Source organism: Paenibacillus sp. JMULE4 (genome assembly GCF_013337105.1).
Taxonomy (GTDB): domain Bacteria; phylum Bacillota; class Bacilli; order Paenibacillales; family NBRC-103111; genus Paenibacillus_G; species Paenibacillus_G naphthalenovorans.
On sequence record NZ_SGWF01000015.1, the window covers coordinates 73300 to 92315 of the forward strand.

Below are 19016 nucleotides of genomic sequence, written 5' to 3' on the forward strand. Positions count from 1 at the left end.
CAATCCATTTTATGTTATCGCACCAACCAGCGGTAATCCTGGCGACAGTCTACAATGAAATCGACATACACGATTTCATCCTGAATTTGATATAACACCAGATACCACTTTTCCACGAACATCTTGTGATACTTGTTTGACGGAATAAATTCCGCTTCCAGAAAAGGATAGCGTTCCGGCATTCGCGCCAAGGAACGTATCGCTTGCAGCAATTCGTTCTTCGTTTTTCGCGCCGCATCCGGACTTTTCTCCGCAAGAAATCGCACATGAGTCGCCAGCATTTGGCGGGCGCGATCGGAAACGATGATCTTATATCGGGGCATCTTTTCCATGCTGCACCTCGTCAATAATGCCCTCCAGGTAAGCGTCCAATTCATCCGGCGTCACACCAACACGGCCCGCCAAACGATCTTCTTGCACAGCTAGCAGTTCTTCGCGCAGCTTTAACATCTTCTCGCGACGGGAGAATGTCTCTATGTCCATCACGACGAGATCGCCTTCACCGTTCTTGGTTAGATAAACCGGTTCCCCGGATGTTTTGCATAGATCGGCGATTTCATTATAGTTTTGCCGGATACTGGCGGAAGGTTTGATAATCATCTAACTCTCTCCTTGCATAGCTGTATATTGACTTTATTATACCTATTACATGCTATACAGTCAATGTAGCCGCGCTTGCATCACGCTTATTTCCAATCCATCCAAATACAATGAGAATTCAATTCCAATAACAAACGTCGCCGTTTAGTGCCTACCTCAGAATAATCGTTGTCCTCAGTTATTGAGGAATAGACTTAAAATCATTATTCCGGTACTTCTAGTTTCACTTCTAAATCTTTTGTTTTCTGATCTTGTCGGTATCTTACAGTTATCACGTTATTCGCTATCTCAAAAAAATTTTTGGATAAGACAAGAGCTTGTGTTTCTTTCATATTTTTCTTTAATAGCATCGATTCGACGGCTGGACAGTCCCCCTGTTTCAATGCAAATTGATCATTTGAAATAAGGAGTCCGCAGTCAAAAACCAGATCCAACGACTTATCTGACTTATTATGAAACTCAATGTTGGTTTTATAATCATTGTGATCTGATTCTATCTGTGCCAGCAGACTCACACTTAAGGATTCGTCTTCAGCGAAACCTTTTAACTGACCTGGAGTCTCCTTTACTAACGGCTCGTTCAATGGCCCGTTTTCAATAGGGAAAGGGGCTTGAGTATACTCTATAGCGGTTTCAGTGATCGCATGAGAAGGACTTGATTCTGAAATCTCATCGATTGCTTGGGGCGTGGAACAACCGGTTACAAAAGAAATCGTGATTATAACCCCAAGTAAAAGAAACAGTCTGCTCATCAAATTAATCACCTCAAAATTCAGACGCACCTAAAAGGAGGAATGTTCCAATTCCCTTTTGGAACGAGAGCACCATCAGAACCGCTCGTTACGCTGTCTCATTCTCCACTGTAGCTCTTCGTTCATATCCTTACCGCGTTTGGGCGGTTCATCGGAAATGTAAAGGACAGGTGAGAGTAACCTCTGTATCGTGACGGTAGCCAGTCGCCCCGCTTCATCGTTATCCAAATGCAGTACCAACCGCTTCACTTGCGGAAAACTTTGCAAAAATTGCGTGAGAGCGGCAGGCGGATCGCTTTGCTCTCGACCCGCCTTCGGCCTATAAATACCAGCTAACGACAACTTATGAGCTTGTCGCCAATTCCGACCGGCAAGATGCTCCAGCGTACAATACGATAAAAGATCAATGGCACTCTCAAACAGGTGCAGTTCAGGACTGTCGTTTAATGCTGGAATCGAAAATGAATATCGCTTGTCACTGCCAGCGGCTTCCCCCATATAACGGGTGCTTGTCGTTCCGCGTATCGCCGCATAGCGCGGAATCCCTTCTTGATCAAAGCCGACGAATACCGCGTTGTGATAGCGCCGGCTTTCATACAATCGCCCTGTTTCAAGACAATATTCGATCAACGCGCGATGGATACCGCGTTTGCTGAGGTATGCCGCGACGCGATGCGATGTGCGATTCGGTTCAGGAAGCTCAAACCGCACCGGGCGGTGTTGCGAAGGGTGCGAAAACGTAGGCTCGCTGACCGGATGAACGTCTTCGATTAGCAACACCGCATCAGGAAAAGACAGACCCCGCACTTTGATTAAATAGTCCAGCGCCGAACGTCCGCCGATCCCCCTTGACCACCAATACCATTTGCCGTTGGAAATTTTCAAGCTGTCGTGCGTTCGGGTGGTGTAGACATTGCGAGAGCAACGTACCAGTTCCGCAGGCTCGTATACTTGCAAATACGTGAGCAAATCCAACCTTTTTGCACGTTCGATCTGTTCCTTGCTTACATAGCTCATCGCCGCAGCTCCTTTCCATAGAAGCAAATAAGACATGACTACATTTACAAGTTGTGTCTGAACTTAATTGTAATTACATTCTGACTTCTCCTATGATTACTGGGTTCATTTCCAATATGTCCATATGACTAATCGCGATCCAAGCAGCGTCCGTTGGGTATACCGTTCATCGTGCCTTACTCTTACTCTTCCTTTTGGGATACAGGAAAGCTCTGCCTTCCCTCAATTCCGTAGCACCTTTCCTTTTCATGAACGCGTCTAAATCGCCCTCGTAAACCTGACTGGTCACCCCGTTTGAATCACGGATGTAATAGTACGTGTCGCCAAATACGTTCTTTTCTTTGGATATCAATTCCAATGTTGCCACGGTCTCTCCCTCCTCGGTCAAGCCGATTCCGTAACAAAGAGGCGGTAGAATCGGGAAAAAGCATCCGCCACTCGGGATGGCATACAACATGTGCATTCCTCCAAAAATGCGAAAAGGACCCCAAATCTGGAGTCCATTCGCAGTGTAATTTATAACTTTCATAGACAGCCTGTCTTTGACCTGTGAAATGCTGCACGTCGAAGACATCATTTTCTAAACGAAAAAAAGCCTACCGCGTGACGAAACGCGAGCAAGCTTCTATTGTTGAGGATACCCCATTTCGATTTCATCATAAAGCTCCAATTTTTCGACAAATACGCGTAACAATCGGCATGTCCTTGCAAATAAAGCGCCATTCGCTCCATCTGGTCGGATTCGTCCGATGCGCGCTTGTAATCCAGCCATGCCTGATGATCTTCGGCACTTGGAAAGACCGAAGCGTCTCCTTCCAATACCGATTTGACGAACGGATGCCGCTCTTTAAGATCGTTTCTTTGCCGGAGCAATCGTGCATACGCCTCCTCGTTTGCGCGCAGGCGGCTGACCGTCCTATTTTCAATCTCATCAAATACGGCTTCCATTTGTAGCACATTCATCGATTCCATCTGCATCCCCTCCTTGTTCCCACTATAACAAGAAGGAGGGGGAGGAACGAAGGTGCGAAAGCCGTTATCGTTCACGGCCCACAGCCCGTCGTTCCGGTGCTTCCGGTTCTTCGTCCGGCACGTTGTCCACGGTTTCATTTTCCCGCTTGTCCATGTTGAGCAGTGCATTCAATTCTGCAAGCCGCGCCGATTTCGTTTGCAACTCCTGCTCCTTCTCGAATGGAGCCGCGATTTGTTCCTTCGCCGTTTCCATTTGCTGACGCAAGGTGGCAAGCTGCTCGCGGGCACGCTCCAGCTTTGCAGGCAAGTCGGATAAGGCATTGTTGATCCGGGTTATGTTACCGCCCGCATCCGCACCTAATGCGACCGTATGACCCAGCGCACCGCGTAATGTTGCCTTATATTCCTTGTGGAAGCTGTCAAAGGACAACCACAAGGAAAATCCCCGATAGCTGCCGACTTCCTGCGGATCGGGTGATGTCATTCCTTTGCAAGCATCAAGCAAAGCCGCGCCTGCCGCCGCTCTCTCTGTATAGGTGAAATCCTTGATGACCATGCCGGGGAATTTCGATTCCTCCGATTCCTCGTGCTCAGTCGATTTGGAACGTAAGAACAATGCTGCATCCTGTTCATAACCGGCGATCCGTTCCTCCGTAGACTTGATTTGCTGCGGCAACATTTTGAGCAACCGGTCCTCCAGCGCGTAGCGCTGGCTTAAATGGTTGGCTTTGAGCAGCTTCAGTTTGGATACCTGGATATCCAAGTCCATTTTTTCTTTAATGTAAGGGTTCCCGGTCGCCAGCGCCTTAACCTCGGCATAGGAGAGGGCCGTCTCGTCAATATCCTCGGCGGAACGGACCGGCGACTTGCTGGTCATGATCTGCGAGATAAAACGCTGCTTATTCTCAAGTGTCTGGTATAAGTAAGCATCAAATGTGTTCTCGGTGACATAGCGGAAAATGTGCACCTCGCTATTCTGGTTGCCTTGCCGGATAATACGCCCGCTGCGCTGCTCTAAATCCCGCGGACGCCAAGGGCAATCAAGGTCGTGGAGGGCAATCAGTTTCGTTTGCACGTTTGTGCCCGCCCCCATTTTGAACGTCGATCCCAGCAATATCCGAACTTGGCCGCTGCGTACTTTAGCGAACAGTTCCTTTTCTTGACCTCGGTATTGGCGTCGTGAATAAAGGCGATTTCCTCGGCGGGAACGCCTTTTTCCATCAGTTTGCGCTTTAGCTCGTCGTACACGTTAAATGTACCGTCCTGCTTGGGGATGGATAGATCGCAAAATACCAACTGCGTGAGCCGCTCTTCCTGGCTGTCCACCCAATATCGGTAGACGTTGTCCGCACAGGCGCTTACTTTGCTGCCTTCGTCGTCGGGGAGCATCGGATTGGCCAGCCGCTGATCGAGCGCCAGTTTGCGTCCGTCATTGGTGATCGTCAGCATATTGTCCTCGTGAGGCTCCACTTCCTTCGCCCGCACCCGTTCGGCGCGGCGGGCGAGATCCGCTACCATGTCGCGTTGAAAATCGCTTGGCGGCACGGCAACATTATGGAAGTGAGCTTTCGGCACGGGAAGCTGGAGCATGTCCGCCGTCTGAATGTCGGCCACTTCTTTGAACACGTTCATTAACTCGGGCAAATTATAAAAACGGGCAAAACGGGTTTTCGCCCGATAGCCCGTTCCTTCCGGCGCAAGCTCGATCGCCGTAACCGTTTCGCCAAATGTCGAAGCCCAGGCGTCAAAATGCTGCAAGCCCTGCCGCTTGAGCCGCTCGTACTGCAAGTAGCGCTGCATCGTGTACATCTCGGTGATGGAGTTGGAGATCGGGGTACCCGTCGCAAAAATGATCCCACGGCCCCCGGTAAGTTCGTCCAAATAGCGGCATTTGGCAAACATGTCCGACGACTTTTGCGCTTCGGTTTGCGACAGTCCGGCCACATTGCGCATTTTCGTATAAAGAAACAGGTTTTTGTACGAATCGGCTTCGTCCACGAATAAACGGTCTACGCCCAATTCCTCAAAGGTGACGACATCATCCTTCCGGCTTGTATCGTTCAGCTTTTCCAGCTTCGTTTGGAGCGTCTTTTTCGTCTTTTCAAGCTGCTTGATCGCATAGCGTTCGCCTCTGGCTTCCTTGAGTTCCCGGATGCCGTTTGTAATTTCCGAAATCTGCTCATACAGCTGCTGCCGTTGACGTTCCATTGAAATCGGTATTTTTTCGAACTGCGAATGGCCGATGATGATCGCGTCATAATCACCGGTCGCGATCCGCGCGCAAAACGTTTTGCGGTTTTTCGTTTCAAAGTCCTTCTTGGTCGCCACCAAAATATTCGCGGACGGATAAAGCTGCAAAAATTCCGCCGCCCACTGTTCAGTCAGATGGTTCGGAACGACCAGCATGCTTTTGTTGCACAACCCTAGATGCTTGCTCTCCATCGCTGCGGCGGTCATGGCGAATGTTTTGCCCGCGCCGACGCAGTGGGCAAAGAGGGAGTTGCCGCCGTACAATGCGCGGGCAACCGCATTGACTTGATGCTGGCGCAGCCGGATTTCCGGGTTCATCCCGGTGAATCGAATATGACTGCCGTCGTATTCGCGGGGACGGATGGCGTTAAACCGGTCATTGTACAGCCCTGTCAGCCGTTCGCGCCGCTGCGGATCTCGCCATATCCAATCGCGAAACGCTTCTTTGATCATCTCCTGCTTTTGCTGGGCGATGGCCGTCTCCTGCTTGTTCAGCACACGCTTTTCCACGCCGTCCTCATACACGGTGTCAAATACGCGCACGTCTCGCAAGTTCAGTGTATCTTCCAGTATCTTGTATGCATTAACGCGGTTTGTGCCGTACGTGACGTTCGCCTTAATATTGTTGCTACGGTCATCGCTTTTGCCTTTGACGTTCCAGGCCGCCGTATATTCGGAATACATGACGTTGATGTAGGTCTGGTACATCGGCGGCGTGTCCACCAGTTCAAACAGAAATTGCCGAATGTCCTCTGGCGGAAGCCAAGTAGCGCCCAGGCGGACGTCGATTTCGGAGGCGTCCAGGTCTTTCGGCTGTACCGCTTCAAGCGTTTTGACGTTTTCGCCGTAACGTTCGGCATCGTATGCGGCAAACTGTTTGGCCACGCGCAGCTTCTCCCGCACATTGCCGGACAGGTACGCATCCGCGGTTTCATAGATCGGCTTTCCTTTCTCGTCCAGATGTTCGGGATTAGGAAAGATGACGCCGCGCAGCTCCTGAATCAGCTGATCTTCCGTCATGCCGGTTAGCTCCGCCATATACGGCAGATCGACACGGGCTTTTGCACCGATGGAAACCGCAAGCGCTTCCGATGCGGTATCCACCTGTTCTACGTGGATACGCTGACGGATGGTGCGCTTGGTGAACATATCCGCTTTGCGCAGCAGCCGTCCTTCCTCGTCAATGATTTCAAGTGAGCAAAGAAGAAAGTAAGAACTGTCATCCGAAAAAGCAAGGCTGTTGGCGCGGCTGTTGATCAGGCCGTATTGTGCCGTAAACCGATCGTACTGCGCATTCAACTTACGCTGTTGCTGCCCAATCATCTCATCGCTGTAGTCTTCGGTTTGGTACTCGATCAACTCACGCACGGTGTCCCGCAGTCCGATCATGCCCTTAATGCGACCTGCTGCCGTCGCCGAAGTGTCCACACGGCGCATCCGGCTGTTCTCCCGATAATAGATGTGACCGTCCACCAGCGCAAAGCTGAAATTGCGGACAGACGGGTCAGCAGGGAGGGAGGTGTCTTCTTCTTCCGGCTGGTGATCACGTTCCAGTTCCACCCATTCGGCATGGATGTTAGACAATGCTTCGCGCAGCAGTTCATCCAGATTAGTGTCGGGATACGGCTTACAGGCGGTTTCCTGCCGGTTACCGTACATTCGGTCGTCAAAAACCATTGTGCCCAGCACCATGTCCGGATGGGCAGCAAAGTAGCTATTGATCGGCACACCGTCCGCTGTCTCTGCTAGTGATAGCCATGACTCGGTTTGCTCGCTGACAGCAACCATGCGATCCCGTTTTTGTAAAAAGATAATATCAGCGGTTACTTCGGTGCCGGCATTGGCCAGAAACGCATTATTCGGCAGACGCACTGCTCCGAGCAGTTCGGCACGTTCCGCAATATATTTACGTACCGCCGGGTTTTGCTTGTCCATCGTTCCTTTGGACGTAATGAAGGCAATAATGCCGCCCGGACGTACTTTGTCCAGCGTCTTGGCGAAAAAGTAATCGTGGATGAGAAACTTGTGCTTATCGTAACGTTTATCCGCCACACCGTAGCCGCCGAACGGCACGTTCCCAATGGCGAGATCAAAGAAGCTGTCCGGCAAGTTCGTCTGTTCATAGCCGCTGACGGCAATCGACGCCTGCGGATAAAGCTGTTTGGCCATACGACCGGTTATGCTGTCCAGTTCCACGCCAAAAAGCCGCGAGTCTTTGAACGACTCCGGTACCAGACCGAAAAAATGGCCGATGCCGCAGGACGGCTCCAAAATATTGCCGCTGCGAAAGCCCATCGATTCCAGACATTCGTACATCGCTTTGATGACGGTCACTGACGTATAATGGGCATTCAACGTTGACGCACGAGCGGACGCATACTCCTCCGGCTCCAGCAATTCTCGAAGTTCCGCATATTCAGCTGCCCACTGCTTGTTCGCTTCGTCAAATGCCTGCGGGAGACCGCCCCATCCGACATAGCGAGCAAGCACCGCCTGCTCGTCTGCTGTCGCTTCCCGCTGCTCCTTCTCCAGCTTGTTCAACAGACGAATCGCTTCTATGTTCCATTTGAATTTCGTTTTTGCGCCGCCATGCCCCAGTTCATCGTCAGTAATCCTGTAGTTAACCGCAGGAGCAGCCGGACGATCCGATGCTTGAGTTGGTGAAGGGACATTCGCTTGTTGCGTCTGTTGCTCCTGCTCATCGTTTAATCTAGTCGATGAAACATCTTCTTCCGCTACCAACTCCCAACCTTCTACATTTGTTAATTCCGGTTCTAGCTCCCCGGTAATCAGATGATCATTTAGCGGGTTTTCGCGCAGTATTCGCTCAAAATCCCGACGATTCCACTCTTTGATAAATAGTGGGAACTGCCGGTCTTGCAGCATCACCGTTTGCGATTCCAATTGCGCGACTTCATATTCGTCCGCACCAATCCAGACGATGCTGCCTACATCATAACCGTAGCGCGCCCGTTCCCGATTCGGCGTCATATGTTCCAGTTCCGCTTGCGCGTCCGGTTGGGGAAGCACATCAGATGATGATGCATCCAGCTGCGGCACATCGGGTCTAGCCATTTCCGCCGCTTGCTGCCGCCGCCGTTCTTCCTGTTCCTCCCCAAAGGCGGGCAATCGCTCGGTTTCCTGCCGGTTCAAGTAACGACCCGCTGCAAGCAGTTCGCCGATACGTTTCTGCACTTTCAACCACGGCAGCACGACCTGCGCATCCGGGTTCATGATGGAGCCGCGGGTGAGAGTGATGCCTTTGCTGTCATAATTCATATGAATATCCGTGCCGGTCAGCGCAGGGAGACGCCCGCCGATCCCGTATTCCCGTTTCAGGAAATCGGCGTTCTCCTGTGCGGACAGCGACTGCTGAAAATGAAGCGCAATGCGATACTTGCCATTCTCAAAACCGCTGCCGTTTTGCAAAACAGCGTCAATGACCGCTTGCGGCATGAAAAAAGCGGAGGCTTTTGCGTCCTCCGCTTGCTCCATCCACAGCGTCTGTTGCTGGATGGAAGGTTCTGCCCTTTGTGATAAGTCAAATTCGTTTAACAGCAGCATGCTGGAGATATGCCCTGCGATGGCACCCCAATCGTAAAAGCTTTGCGCCGTACGCTTATCCGCCGTTCCCGTCCACAGATGCAGAACATTGCGATACGGTTCAAACCCGGCTCGTAAGCCGTCTTCAAGCATTAGCTCAGTGATGCCAGCCGGAAACAAACTGCGCACATACAACAGTCGCTCGCGCTCATCTTCATGAGCATGGAAAAACGCTACAATCTCCGTCTTGCTTTCCCGCAGCGGCGCGGCTCGGATCATATCGTTGATAATCGCTTGGTCGTGAAAAAACGGAAGACTGCGGTCCTCCGTTTCCCGATCAAACCATTTTATTGATAAATCAGTTCCGTGAGAATCAGTTCCTCCGCTTGTTGCTTCAGGTTGTTCATATATCCCGTCCAGGCCAGCGGATTGCTCGTCTTGTCCGGAGCCGGGTGGGATGCGAGCAATTCCTGTATCGTCCGCTCGATCTGCTCCCGCGCTGTCTGGTCGATGTCCGCCAGATGTTGGTTCAACTGCTCCGACAACATCAGATGAGCGTACATGCCCTTCCGCTCGGTTTTCAGAAACGTCTTGCGCATCATCCCGTACTTCCCGATCGTCGTCTCCGCTTCGCTTAGCGTCAGGTTGGGCAACAGATAATCCCCTTGCGGCGTGTAGGTCAGCTCCATATTCATCCTTCCTTTCTTGTCGAGTAGCTTCATTGTGCGGCATGGAATCGGGTCTTGCAAGGGTGCGAGTCGAACGATCTTCATTCATTCGCTGTGCATCCCGGCGCAGCGCCCGGACGGTCGATTCCACTTCCCGCAACATCATCTCGGACACATCGCTAATCGCTGCGCCCAAATGGGACAATGTAGGAAGCGTGTTGAAATACCCGATGCCGGACAAATCTTCGATGCTGATGTAATGTGCGGGATTGAGTCCGCAACGGGTCATTGCCATGTAAGCGACGGCCGATTCGGCAGTTTGCTTGAACAGCAATTCCACATGCGGGATGTCCAGGTCCTCCAGTAAACTGTACTCCCGCTCTTTCATCAACTCGGCCACATAATCGGCGCTGTTGTCATCCACCGCATTTCGTGCAGCTGCGAGGAGTGCAGCAGGCAGATCCGCATGTGGTTCCATCTCATCCGACGCGCCAAACGCATTTCCCAGCGTCTCGATGACATGAGCCGTATCGCTGTCCTGCAAACGCCATAGCGATAACTCCGGCTGGCGTCTGCTCTGGGTATCCGATACGTCAAACACATGACGCAGACCCAAGTGGTTGCCCCGATCTTCGATCAGGGCGATCCCTTTGGCACCGCGTTTCACCCAACGGTCCAGCCGTTTGTTCCAAACGTCAATCGGCGCGCAAGCTGTCGCATCAGGACGTTGGGCGTAGATCAACAGTTGATCCTGAAACGGATATTTATAGTTCCAGGCTGCCGTCCGCAAAAAATCCGCCCAGCGCTCAGGCTGGTTCGTCACTGTGCGAGCCATGCTGGCAGCTAGCTCGACAATGCGCTGCAACTTGGCTGTCATGAGAGCACCTCCCTTACAGAAGCGTAATTTGATTGGTCAGACGAATGCCTTCTTCGGAATAACGAGCCGTAATCCGAAGGAGTCCGATAAGTATCAAGCGATGGAGATTGCGGCGGACAGTGGAAGGGGAAAGGCCCACCTCCAAAGCCAGCTTTTTACCGGACAACAAGACGCAGCCAAGCCGTCCGCCCGCGCGGTCCATCAGGTAGCTGTACAGCAGTTTTGCGGCAGGCGGGACTTTCGCTTTCGCCAGCAGTTTATACCTCGCGAGATCGTTCATGGTCTTCCTCCTCAGCAAGCACTAACACCCCGACAAACGATCCTGCCGGACGTAGCAGTACAAATAGAAATTGTAGTCTCCCGTATGCGGAAAACAGCGCAGATAGTATCGATGGCGCTCCGTTTGAAAACAAAAGCCGTAAACGCCGGAATGCCACGCACCGGATAAACGGGCCTCTGGATGCGACAGGCAATAGCGGTTCATCCGGCTGCGGCTTTGAAGCAGTCCTTGCTCGGTCAACGTCTGCACCACCGCATCCAGTTCCGCTCGAAAGGACGGCGTTTTGAGCGCAGGTGCATGATCGAACCAGGTTGCCCAGTATGTCTCGCCGCTGCTGCCAAAATAGCCGCGAAGGTGCCCGATGCATCGCCGTTCCTCGTCTTTCTCCCTCGAAGTGGAATAAAAATAAGCCGCATCCTCCGACACGGCCGCTTGCAATCTTTCCAGCATGATCTTTTCCTCCCGGCTGGTATAAAAATAAGTTTTCTTTAATGGGTTCCCCCTGTGCCATAGTCGTCATAGGAGGATAGATTCGCATGATAAAACACAATATCCCCGTCCTTCAACTGGAACGTCACGCCATACGGGTCGGTGAAACTCCGCTGAAATCCTTCCATCTGCCATTGGTTATTCAGCGGTCCGAACATGTATTGCAAATGAGGATGGTTCAAGTCTTTGTTGCGGATCGTTTCGAGATTGAAATTAACGACGATGTACCCATCCTTCAAGAAAATAGGCGACTTGTCATCCAGCCGGTTTTTCCGTCCATATTCCGCCAAGTTGAACCCTTTGGGCACCACATACGGCGCGGCAGGCAAACTGTATTCGCCATACCACTTCTGCACCGAAGCGTTGGCGCGGGCCGCATGGACGCCGGAAGGCACGTTCATACTGCCGATAAACGTCCGAAGCTGCGGCGGAAGCAGCATAATGTCGTAGCCGCCGACATACTTTGACTTCTGCACATCCATCATATATTGATCGATAAACGTCTGCTTGGTACCGGACGAACCGCTTAACGACCAAAGGGTGGCGGCAGTATCGGTCAACTCCTGCCTGGGTACATTGCGCAAGCGAGCGTCAAGCGTCACATATCTCTGCTCCGTATCGTCGATAGATCCGATGCGAATAAACCGCCGATTTCCCGAATGGTAGTAAAGATCGACTTCCTGGCGGTTCCTTCCCTTGCTGTCCACAAAATAAAACGTCGGTGTAATGCGGATGCCGTCTCCTGCGCCGAACATGTTGCCTTTCGTCATCACTTCAAATTTGAAATGATAGCCCGTTTTGACCGATACGTTCTTTTTGCCGCTTTCCGGGTGACTGCCTTGCCGTACCGGCAGCACGTAAGGAGGGGTATTGCCGCGCGGTGCGCCGTCAATGCCTTTCGTTCCGACCCAATAAGCGTTTCCGGTCGGCGTTGCGCTGCCCTTTTGGGTACGGAACACCGACTCCCAAGCAAAGTCGGCGATGTCGGTGATCCGAAAATCATAGAGGCGGCCAATGACTTCCACCGGAACCACCTGCGTAGCCACATGATGTGTCAAGTCCAGATTGGCATTCATTTGGGACGTAAAGGAAGCCGGACTGTTCTCAGCAAACGTTCGGAATAACACGTCGTAATTACTCTCATCCACCCAAACGGGCAAGTAGAAGGTCGTCTGCGTTTGTCCGACCGGGATGGACACCCACGTTTCTTTCGGAACGAACGTTGTGCGATCCGCTTTGTACACGTCAAACGGAAAACGAACCTGTTTATCTCTCACATACTTGGCATAATCCCGATTGCCGTAGCCCTTGATGTCCTTGTGCGGGCCGCTTGTCGGAATCGTCACGGTAAAAGGCCGATCCAAAATGAGCGCCGAACGTCCGGCGGTCGGCTGCGTCTTCTGATTATGCGCCTGATCGTCCGACACCGAGGCGTAGTTCACCACCGGTGTATGCACGGTCACCGGGTTGATGCCGTTAATCGGATAGGTTTTGTCTCCGCCGCCGCCAATGCCTTTAATCAGGGAATATGATATTGTACCGGTACTTGGCTGACTTGCTTTGTTCGTTTTGGACGCGTCGATAAGATAGCCTTTGCCGTACAACACATCTTGCCCGATCATCGTCGGAGCCGGAATCGCGCCCGGCGTCGGCGCTTTTTCTTCAACGATTCGGTTGTCCATGATGGTTGTTCCGTTAAAAACGAGCGAATCGTTTTTTACTTTGATTTTGCCAATCGCTTTCTCGGCCTCGTTTTTCCAATCCTCGTTCGGAACGGAGGGGCGGCTGGAACCGCCGGAAATCGTTTGTCCGGGAAGAGTCACATTCGAATAGACCGGATCGGTGATATGCGCGCTAAGCGACGCATCATGCGATGCGGAAACGGTTGGCGGCCTGTAGCCACTCGGAACAAGCGTAACTGTTCCCGAAGGAAGCGCATAATTCGAGACCGTCGCCTTTTGAATGCCGTATACTTCAAGATTTTGAATCGTCCAGAAGCTGTACCTGCGTTCAATCGAATAGTTTTTGGTGACCGTCTGTGTGTCTGAACGCGGAACCGAAATGGTCGTCGGATTCCCGTTCGCATCAGGCGGGCCGGGAACGTATTCGGTCCATCGCAACGTATATGTCCGGCTTACGGAAATCGGGTATTGCTTTGAGCCGGCCGTTTCCGTGAACGTATTGCGGTACAAGTACGATTTAGCCAAGGCGTTCACATACAGGCTCTCCGAAGTCGGAATGCCTTGCAATACATCAAACTTTTCTGCGCCGCGCGCTTCCGCCTGAATGACGGCGGAAACGGTTGGCTCCATCACTTCAGCCTGCTGGGAATCGCCGGGCTGCGGTTCTCCGCCGCCATCACCTTTGTGAACCGTATGATCGGATGTCGAATCCCCGGTATTGCCGTCCACATCCTTCACGACAACGGTGATTTTTACGCTTACTTTGTCGCCGGAGGTAAACGGGATTTTGATCGGAATCGTTTTATTAGCCGAAGTGCCGGAGAGCGTTCCGGTTTTGTCGCCTGTTTGAACAAGTCTGGCGTTTCGAATATCCATGATTTCGTATGATTTCAGGATTTTTAATGACTTCACTTCAAAAACAAAATTCCCGTCCATTTCGGTCACGTTTTTGTCAACGGTTTCCGGCGCTTCAATCCGGGACGTAACCGTAACCGAGGAGGGAATTTTGTATATGCCGATAAAGTTGGAGCCGCCCGATCCAACGAGAATGGATCGCTCCTTGAGCTTGGGATCGCCTTTCTCCTGAATGAACAGCTTCTCGTCGGGCTTGTTATTGTTCGTAATGTAGGAGCGGATGATTTCATAAGTTTGGCCGCCAGAAGTGATTTGGCCCTCAAACGTATGATTCGCTTCCTCTCCTGTTGCGAAAACGCCTTTGTCCACTTCCTTGAGCTTTGTACCGTCTTCTTTCTGATAGATGGCTTTCACCGGGTTGTTCTCCGCATATTCGGCTATGGCATCTGTTCCACCCAGCGCAACCGTAAAACTTCGCGTTCGCACCTTCGGATTCGTTTCGGGATCTTCCTGCAGCCAGTTTTTCTTCGTCGGGTCCTGCTTCGGTGATAAATAGGAGCGAACGATTTTGTACGTTTTCCCGTTATCTTCGATCGTTTCGGGAAATTCATGGTTGATCGTTTCTCCGATTTTGTATTTGCCCTTTTGAAACGTCACTTCCGGTTTTTGAATGACTTTACCGTTTACGGTTTTCGCAATGACATCGACCGGAAAATCCGCACTGCGGTAGGGCACATGTATGCCGAAATAATCGTCCAAGTCGTCCTCGTGCGCCCAAGGTTCGGCCCGTTTGATCTCTTCCAATGTATAAAATGGCCCTTTGCGCACGTTGCCATTTCCATCGATGGACACCATAATCGCATACAAATACAAGTCGTCGTTGTCCTTGATGTCGCCCATGCCCGCCTTCCACATGCCTTCCGTGACAAGCGCCTCGCTGACTTCGTAAAAGGTTGTTAAAGGCTGGCCGGGGATCGGCGGATTCGGGTATTGGCCTACCTGCTGCACTTGTTGGTTCAAAAACGAAGCATGCTGGCCGTTTTTCGGATTGCCGCACTGCTTGGGCGAAGTATTCGTGCATAATTGATCTCTGCGTATCGTCCAACCTACCGTTCTGTAGCGGATGGAAGAGGTTGCGGCCGTACTGGTTATTTCAAAGCTGATTTTTCCTGCCTCGGTTCTTACTTTGGGGGGCGCAGCATTCGCTACGAAAGGAAATACAGAGAATAAAAAAGAGCATGCCAGAAGCACGCTCAACGCCGTTTTTATGATTTTGTTTTTCCTCATCTATTTCGAGTCCGCCTTTCCGATGAGATAATTACGGAATAAACTTGCTCCTGGATCGACTTTCAATATACTGCCCCAATCTCCACCAACATTCGTGGATAGGGAAATATCCGCATATCCTTCGTACCAAACCTGCGTTTCGAATTTGCGGTCGTTGGGGAAATGCTCATCGTACAGCAAATTCTTACTCTCTGTGAATGAATTGAATTTGATTCTAAACTTGGAACGCACGTAATTGTTCCCAAACCCATCCTTATAAATCATGGACGGTTCGGGATCCAGGTATCCCTCGATCTGAATCTTGTTTTCTTTAACCCAATCCACATAGCGACGTATATATTTCAGTTCCGCATTGGAACTTTGCACTTTCGTAGCAAATACCGCTTGCGCCCACATATCATCGATCGTTTTGTAATCCACGTTCAGCCACAGCGCGCCGAACGTTTTCAACCGGTTCATCCAAATATCCACGTTTTTCTTATTAAATTCCGGTATGGTCGAATAGAGAACAGATGAAACTTTGCTGTCCGTAGGATGCGAGTAGGGATAAGCCATTTCATACGCTTCATTCGGCACATCGGCTAGGATATACGGATAATCTTTCGCGTTCTTTGGCAGATTGGTTGTGCGAATGAGTCGGTCCCATTCATCGTAGTTTGCATTGGCATCTTCTTTTGTAGAAATAAAGACGGTCGATGTCGGGCTATCCCAATTCACTTCCGCCCCCAGCGCTTCGCTGACAAAACGCAGCGGGACAAACGTCCGGCCGCCGCTGGTGATCGCCTTCGTATCGAAAACCATTTCTTTGCCGTTAACGAGCGCCTTGCTTTCGCCGATCGTAAGCACAATATGCAGGTCATCCCGCTCAATCGGTACGGTCATGGTTTGTGGCTCCCAGCCTACTTTCGCGCCCATCTTTTCCGCGATGAATCGAACCGGCACGAGCGTCCGGCCATTTTCATCCACAAAAGCCTGTGCGTCGGGAAACCAGATTTTATGACCGTCCATAACGACGCTGACAAAGGATGGAGGTTTGCTCGCCGCGTTTGCCATCATACTGAACAGGCTGCAAAGCATAACGGTGACTAGCCCCGATAATATCCATTTTCTCACGCGATTCACTCCTCTCAATATTATTGCTAATGACGAATTTGGTAGATTTCGACTGTTAGATTCATCATAGAACCGAATCGGCGGAGTGTCCACTTTCTGAAATAGCTGTCGTCTTGTTACGATGGTGCAGGCGGACAACCAAGCGGCATATAGCCTTTTAGCGCAGCCGCTTTTTCGCTGGAAAACGTTTCTTCCACCGGATAGGAAAAGCCGCATGTGGTGTGATAATACACCTTCATGCTTCCTTTTCTGGCTCCAACAATCTCCGGCTTCTTGAGCACGCGGCTTCCGCCGAGGGCGTAGTTGTTATAAAACTTGCCTCCCATCGGAATGCCTTGAATAAAGGCAAGTACCCCGACATCATCCACGGTATTGTGCCACTCCTCTTGCGAAATCGTTGGCAACGTGAACGTGTAGGAGAGACCAAATCGGGAAACCGATTCGTTATGTTTGTTGATCCGGTAGGCCAATTCGTCCTCGATTGCGCGGACAATGGTACTTCGGCGCACCTGCTCGAATCGCTCCGCGTCTTTTAGCAGCGCAATGTTCGTCTGCTGTCTAACGTCGACTCGCAAGCCCTCGTGCCAGCTTCGGCTGCCCGCATCGTAAGCGAGGACGAAATCGTCCAGCGTGAACGAAAGGCTGTTGCCCGATAGATCGGCGTAGGCATACGGCTTTTTCGCTCCCCAAACCGGTTTTCGTTCCGTGTTCCCGTCAGTTCCCGTCCACTCGTCCTCGGCATAGATGTAAAAGCCGTCGTACCCGATGACCACGACTGCCGGGATATACCGGTTGAGTACTCCTTGCGCAATGGGATCGTCGGCGATGCCGAAGTTTGTGTATAGCGTTCGATAAAAAGCGGCAATTGCTTCGTCTTTATTCAGCGCCACCCGCTTGGCCGATTCGTATTGCGTCTCCCGTTGCTGGTTGGCATTGACAGTCAACGTTCTCGCCGCGTCATCCACCGCCGCATTCAGCGCGGCATTATACCGCAGTTCGGTCAATAGCGCCTTCCGCTGCGTTTCGACTTCGATCCGGTTCACCGTCGCAAATGGCAGAAAAATGAGCACCCCAACAATGGCCCATTCAATGATCTTCATTGCGCACCACCCCGCCGTATGGAAGGTATATTTTTTCGATCGGACTGATGGCCTGGTTCAGAAAATCGAATAGGGTCGTGCCAGGTGTCCGGTTCGTATTTTCAACCGTAACCGCAAAGGTATCGCCAACCCACAACTTGTAACGTCGCGCCACATCATCTTTTCCGGCCGTGCTGTTCGGGAACAGAACGGGAAGGATCTGTGCGTTATAATACGTGTAGTAGTGAACTTCGTAGCTGCCCCGAAAAGTCTCCGGCCTTGTTGGGTCGTCATACACCGGCACGTACTTTTTGCTTCCGTGTTCCATCTGCACATCGAAGGTGTTGCCCGTTGCCGCAATCGTCTCCAAAAAGTCGTTATACATGGTCGGCGACACATAACCTTTATCCCGTACCGCGTCCACAAAAGCTGTCGTCGCTTTCAGGACGACCAGTTCGGAAACATCGTCCTGTTGGTCGAATGCAGCAGAAATTGGGTAAAGGTAGAGCAATAGAATGGCAATGAGCAACGCAAATATTTTCGAAATACTGTTCATGGCATTCTCCTTAACGTGAGACGAAAATAAGGCGCAGCAGCTGACCGGACGCATCCCGCTGGGCGACTGCCGAATACCGGGCATTCAAGCGAATCCCGAAGGGGACGAACTGTTCCCGATCAAGCGGCGGCGCATATCGAACGCCGTCCACCACGATTTCCGCTTCTCCCGTCTCCAGACGGGCAATGGATTGCACCACCTCTGCGCCGGATACGATGCCATCGCCAGCCTGGGGCGAAAACGACTGCTGCATGTTGCGGTCCAGCGACTTTCCCGACACATAGGCGGTCGAGTTCAGCGCAGCCCCGGTTTGAAAGAGCAGAAGCCCGCTTGTGACAGCCATCAGAAAGAGGAGACAAGCCACACTCATCTCCAGCATCGTCCTGGGGGCATGTTCCATTGGTTTCCCTCCTTGGAAACGCAGGGGCGTCCGTCAGTAGAGGACACCCCATAAGCGTTTTATGATAGTCAAGGTATCGATCGCTTATTGCTGTCGGAACACGATGCCGCGGATGACGTTGCTGCTGTCGTGAACCAGTTGCGCCCGGAATTTGCCGCTCGGATTGACGTAGTTTATATCTGATTCATCGACCGCATGACTGAGTTGCCCCGGCGCTACGCCAATGACCGAACCATAGGTTACGCTGTCCATCGGAACGCCTGTATTGATCACTTTTCCATACCACTGGCCGACCGGATTTTTCCCCGTGACGATCTGAATGCCAAACTGGTCTTGATCGCTGAACTTGCGCAGCGCATTAACCACCTGGCTTCCTGATAGCGTCGTGTTGTCGTACACTGTAAACGCCGTTTGTGACAGTTCGGTCTGAATGTTACTGAAATTGCTTTGCGCCGCTTTGGTTGAGTCTTGTGCGGAAATAAACAACACAACGGCGAGGGTAATGAGTGCGATGGCAAGAAAAATGCCTGCTGCCATCACGAGTGCTTTCTGTGCGTTAGACATGAACCGATCTCTCCTTCAAATGAAATAGAAAA

Annotated in this window: 16 protein-coding genes; all 16 read right to left on the reverse strand. The window is 51.5% G+C overall.

Translation table 11 applies throughout. The annotated features are described in order from the left end of the window. Nucleotides 1-14: 14 nt before the first annotated feature. A complete protein-coding gene (locus EXW96_RS16515; protein ID WP_127609433.1) occupies nucleotides 15-332 on the reverse strand; it encodes a type II toxin-antitoxin system RelE/ParE family toxin in 318 nt (105 codons plus the stop codon). Further along, the gene (locus EXW96_RS16520; RefSeq protein ID WP_127609431.1) at nucleotides 310-600 is read right to left on the reverse strand and encodes a type II toxin-antitoxin system Phd/YefM family antitoxin; all 291 of its coding nucleotides are present in this window, start codon (nucleotides 598-600) and stop codon (nucleotides 310-312) included. Before EXW96_RS16520 ends, EXW96_RS16515 begins: the two co-directional genes overlap by 23 nt. Before the next feature lie 203 nt (nucleotides 601-803). Next, the gene (locus EXW96_RS16525; RefSeq protein ID WP_174350980.1) at nucleotides 804-1352 is read right to left on the reverse strand and encodes a hypothetical protein; all 549 of its coding nucleotides are present in this window, start codon (nucleotides 1350-1352) and stop codon (nucleotides 804-806) included. 75 nt (nucleotides 1353-1427) lie between these two features. Further along, nucleotides 1428-2369, reverse strand: a complete 942-nt coding sequence (locus EXW96_RS16530; protein ID WP_141336557.1) for a DUF3991 and TOPRIM domain-containing protein — start codon at nucleotides 2367-2369, stop codon at nucleotides 1428-1430. 166 nt (nucleotides 2370-2535) lie between these two features. Then, nucleotides 2536-2736 (reverse strand): hypothetical protein, encoded by a 201-nt coding sequence (locus tag EXW96_RS16535; protein WP_236595684.1) that lies wholly within the window; start codon nucleotides 2734-2736, stop codon nucleotides 2536-2538. 206 nt (nucleotides 2737-2942) lie between these two features. After that, complete coding sequence (locus EXW96_RS16540; protein WP_141336559.1) at nucleotides 2943-3341, reverse strand: hypothetical protein; 399 nt, start codon at nucleotides 3339-3341, stop codon at nucleotides 2943-2945. Nucleotides 3342-3405: 64 nt separating this feature from the next. Then, nucleotides 3406-4416: a hypothetical protein gene (locus tag EXW96_RS28780; RefSeq protein ID WP_254611422.1), complete on the reverse strand. Its 1011-nt coding sequence runs from the start codon at nucleotides 4414-4416 to the stop codon at nucleotides 3406-3408. Continuing rightward, nucleotides 4401-10679, reverse strand: a complete 6279-nt coding sequence (locus EXW96_RS28785) for a DEAD/DEAH box helicase family protein (protein WP_483874540.1) — start codon at nucleotides 10677-10679, stop codon at nucleotides 4401-4403. The genes EXW96_RS28780 and EXW96_RS28785 overlap by 16 nt, the downstream gene beginning before the upstream one ends. Nucleotides 10680-10692: 13 nt before the next feature. After that, nucleotides 10693-10959, reverse strand: a complete 267-nt coding sequence (locus EXW96_RS16550) for a helix-turn-helix domain-containing protein (RefSeq protein ID WP_141336561.1) — start codon at nucleotides 10957-10959, stop codon at nucleotides 10693-10695. Nucleotides 10960-10980: 21 nt separating this feature from the next. After that, nucleotides 10981-11409 (reverse strand): hypothetical protein, encoded by a 429-nt coding sequence (locus EXW96_RS16555; RefSeq protein WP_141336562.1) that lies wholly within the window; start codon nucleotides 11407-11409, stop codon nucleotides 10981-10983. A 38-nt stretch (nucleotides 11410-11447) separates the two neighbouring features. Beyond that, a complete protein-coding gene (locus EXW96_RS16560; RefSeq protein WP_254611423.1) occupies nucleotides 11448-15272 on the reverse strand; it encodes a DUF5704 domain-containing protein in 3825 nt (1274 codons plus the stop codon). Next, nucleotides 15273-16385, reverse strand: coding sequence for a copper amine oxidase N-terminal domain-containing protein (locus tag EXW96_RS16565; RefSeq protein WP_309225128.1), 1113 nt, complete (start codon nucleotides 16383-16385; stop codon nucleotides 15273-15275). It abuts the gene before it with no gap. A gap of 116 nt (nucleotides 16386-16501) precedes the next feature. Continuing rightward, entirely contained in the window at nucleotides 16502-17485 is a 984-nt protein-coding gene (locus EXW96_RS16570) for a hypothetical protein (protein WP_127609429.1), read from the reverse strand. Further along, nucleotides 17472-18020: a hypothetical protein gene (locus EXW96_RS16575; RefSeq protein ID WP_127609427.1), complete on the reverse strand. Its 549-nt coding sequence runs from the start codon at nucleotides 18018-18020 to the stop codon at nucleotides 17472-17474. Before EXW96_RS16575 ends, EXW96_RS16570 begins: the two co-directional genes overlap by 14 nt. Nucleotides 18021-18030: 10 nt before the next feature. Then, a complete protein-coding gene (locus tag EXW96_RS16580) occupies nucleotides 18031-18420 on the reverse strand; it encodes a hypothetical protein (RefSeq protein WP_127609425.1) in 390 nt (129 codons plus the stop codon). Nucleotides 18421-18504: 84 nt separating this feature from the next. Next, nucleotides 18505-18984: an ABC transporter permease gene (locus EXW96_RS16585; protein ID WP_127609423.1), complete on the reverse strand. Its 480-nt coding sequence runs from the start codon at nucleotides 18982-18984 to the stop codon at nucleotides 18505-18507. Between the last annotated feature and the right edge of the window lie 32 nt (nucleotides 18985-19016).

What these genes read in the sequence shown, in the direction of transcription:
- EXW96_RS16520 (WP_127609431.1), bottom strand. Translation starts at nt 600, where the DNA reads ATGATTATCAAACCTTCCGCCAGTATCCGGCAAAACTATAATGAAATC.
- EXW96_RS16560 (WP_254611423.1), bottom strand. Translation starts at nt 15,272, where the DNA reads ATGAGGAAAAACAAAATCATAAAAACGGCGTTGAGCGTGCTTCTGGCA.
- EXW96_RS16530 (WP_141336557.1), bottom strand. Translation starts at nt 2,369, where the DNA reads ATGAGCTATGTAAGCAAGGAACAGATCGAACGTGCAAAAAGGTTGGAT.
- EXW96_RS16550 (WP_141336561.1), bottom strand. Translation starts at nt 10,959, where the DNA reads ATGAACGATCTCGCGAGGTATAAACTGCTGGCGAAAGCGAAAGTCCCG.
- EXW96_RS16585 (WP_127609423.1), bottom strand. Translation starts at nt 18,984, where the DNA reads ATGTCTAACGCACAGAAAGCACTCGTGATGGCAGCAGGCATTTTTCTT.
- EXW96_RS16555 (WP_141336562.1), bottom strand. Translation starts at nt 11,409, where the DNA reads ATGCTGGAAAGATTGCAAGCGGCCGTGTCGGAGGATGCGGCTTATTTT.
- EXW96_RS16515 (WP_127609433.1), bottom strand. Translation starts at nt 332, where the DNA reads ATGGAAAAGATGCCCCGATATAAGATCATCGTTTCCGATCGCGCCCGC.
- EXW96_RS16580 (WP_127609425.1), bottom strand. Translation starts at nt 18,420, where the DNA reads ATGGAACATGCCCCCAGGACGATGCTGGAGATGAGTGTGGCTTGTCTC.
- EXW96_RS28785 (WP_483874540.1), bottom strand. Translation starts at nt 10,679, where the DNA reads ATGACAGCCAAGTTGCAGCGCATTGTCGAGCTAGCTGCCAGCATGGCT.
- EXW96_RS16525 (WP_174350980.1), bottom strand. Translation starts at nt 1,352, where the DNA reads ATGAGCAGACTGTTTCTTTTACTTGGGGTTATAATCACGATTTCTTTT.
- EXW96_RS16570 (WP_127609429.1), bottom strand. Translation starts at nt 17,485, where the DNA reads ATGAAGATCATTGAATGGGCCATTGTTGGGGTGCTCATTTTTCTGCCA.
- EXW96_RS16575 (WP_127609427.1), bottom strand. Translation starts at nt 18,020, where the DNA reads ATGAACAGTATTTCGAAAATATTTGCGTTGCTCATTGCCATTCTATTG.
- EXW96_RS16540 (WP_141336559.1), bottom strand. Translation starts at nt 3,341, where the DNA reads ATGGAATCGATGAATGTGCTACAAATGGAAGCCGTATTTGATGAGATT.